Source organism: Collinsella sp. AM13-34 (genome assembly GCF_003473055.1).
GTDB lineage: Bacteria > Actinomycetota > Coriobacteriia > Coriobacteriales > Coriobacteriaceae > Collinsella.
Genome location: NZ_QRLE01000064.1, coordinates 1 through 1,079, shown reverse-complemented (window position 1 = coordinate 1,079; position 1,079 = coordinate 1). Strand labels below are relative to the sequence as shown.

3 protein-coding genes and 1 pseudogene are annotated in these 1,079 nt (G+C 61.9%); 1 reads left to right on the top strand and 3 read right to left on the bottom strand.

What is annotated here, in order from left to right; all coding sequences use genetic code 11:
* Nucleotides 1-221: ABC-2 transporter permease (locus tag DW151_RS10420; RefSeq protein ID WP_199579949.1), on the bottom strand; the 221-nt coding region annotated here is incomplete at its 3' end.
* Nucleotides 218-376, bottom strand: a pseudogene (locus DW151_RS10935) (transposase); the annotation flags it as partial. The pseudogene DW151_RS10935 and the gene DW151_RS10420, both read right to left, overlap by 4 nt.
* Before the next feature lie 108 nt (nt 377-484).
* Here DW151_RS10935 and DW151_RS10410 point away from each other — a divergent pair.
* The gene (locus DW151_RS10410; protein ID WP_118335764.1) at nt 485-712 is read left to right on the top strand and encodes a hypothetical protein; all 228 of its coding nucleotides are present in this window, start codon (nt 485-487) and stop codon (nt 710-712) included.
* 146 nt (nt 713-858) lie between these two features.
* On the opposite strand, the gene DW151_RS10840 is transcribed toward DW151_RS10410, so the two are convergent.
* Nucleotides 859-1,079: hypothetical protein (locus DW151_RS10840; protein WP_233543404.1), on the bottom strand; the 221-nt coding region annotated here is incomplete at its 5' end.

The window sequence follows — 1,079 nt, the reverse complement described above, 5'->3', positions numbered from 1 at the left end:
GCGAGGAGCTCGGAGAGGCCTCCCGGCAGCTCCACGGCGGACGCGAGCCCCATGACCGCAAGCGATGCGGCGAATCCGACCGCCGAGCCGATGAGGCCGAGCGTCGCGATGGCGGCGTAGCGGCTCAGGACGACGTCGCGCTTCGAGACGGGAAGGGTGAGGCGATAAGAGCCCCATCCGTTCTGGTCGTCGTAGACGGAGAAGCCGATCGCACCCATCATGAGGCACATGCTGGCGAGGACGGCGGGGCGGCCGCGGGCCCGCCGCCGGAGAGCTCGCGCCTCCTCCTCACCCAGTCGCCCAGGGTGCTCCCCGCCATGCCGAGCTCTCGGGCGACCTCCCTGACGGGCCGCCCCGCCGCGATGACGTAGTCGGCCGTCTCGTCCCGGTAGTCCTTGGGGAACTACTCGTACTTGGTCCCAGGCTCGGCTCCCATGGCCACACCCTCCTACGGGGCAGGTTCCTCTGCCGTCCAAATTATCAGGTGTCCACGGTTTCGACAGGGCTCAAATGCAAACAGGCGCTGGTCGCGGGCGGCGTCGCCGCGGGCTGGCTCATCACGAGCCGGGGCGCTGCGGAATCGGACGGCGGGCAGGTGACCGACTCCCAGTCCGTCGGCGGCGGCCCCGACTCCGGGCAGATGCCGCCCGACGCCAAGCAGGTGCCCGAGGACCAGCTCCAGGGCGGCGGGGAGGTGACGTTCTCGAGCTAGGGCGTCCAGTTGAAAAAACGGGCCCCATGGCAACCGTGTTGCCATGGGGCCTTTCTAAAAAGGACCCAAGCATTCAATCTGAAGCGTCAGTATCTTGAGTAACCATAATGAAACTGAGTGTGGGCAACTCAGAATCTCTATCCCATTCAAATTGAGCCATGAGTTTTCTTCAGTAGCTTTCGCTCTAAAAGCACCAAGCCAATCGCTTCGCCAATTTCAGAATACTCAAGGGATGTCGCCACAGTATCGGTTAACGCTGATTCCGGGAAGAGACCCGATTCCATTATTAAAGATAAGCATAGTAACGTTAATAGCATTAATGCGTGCGGGTTGATTTCCGATCTCAGCCGAACACATTGAGCAAATA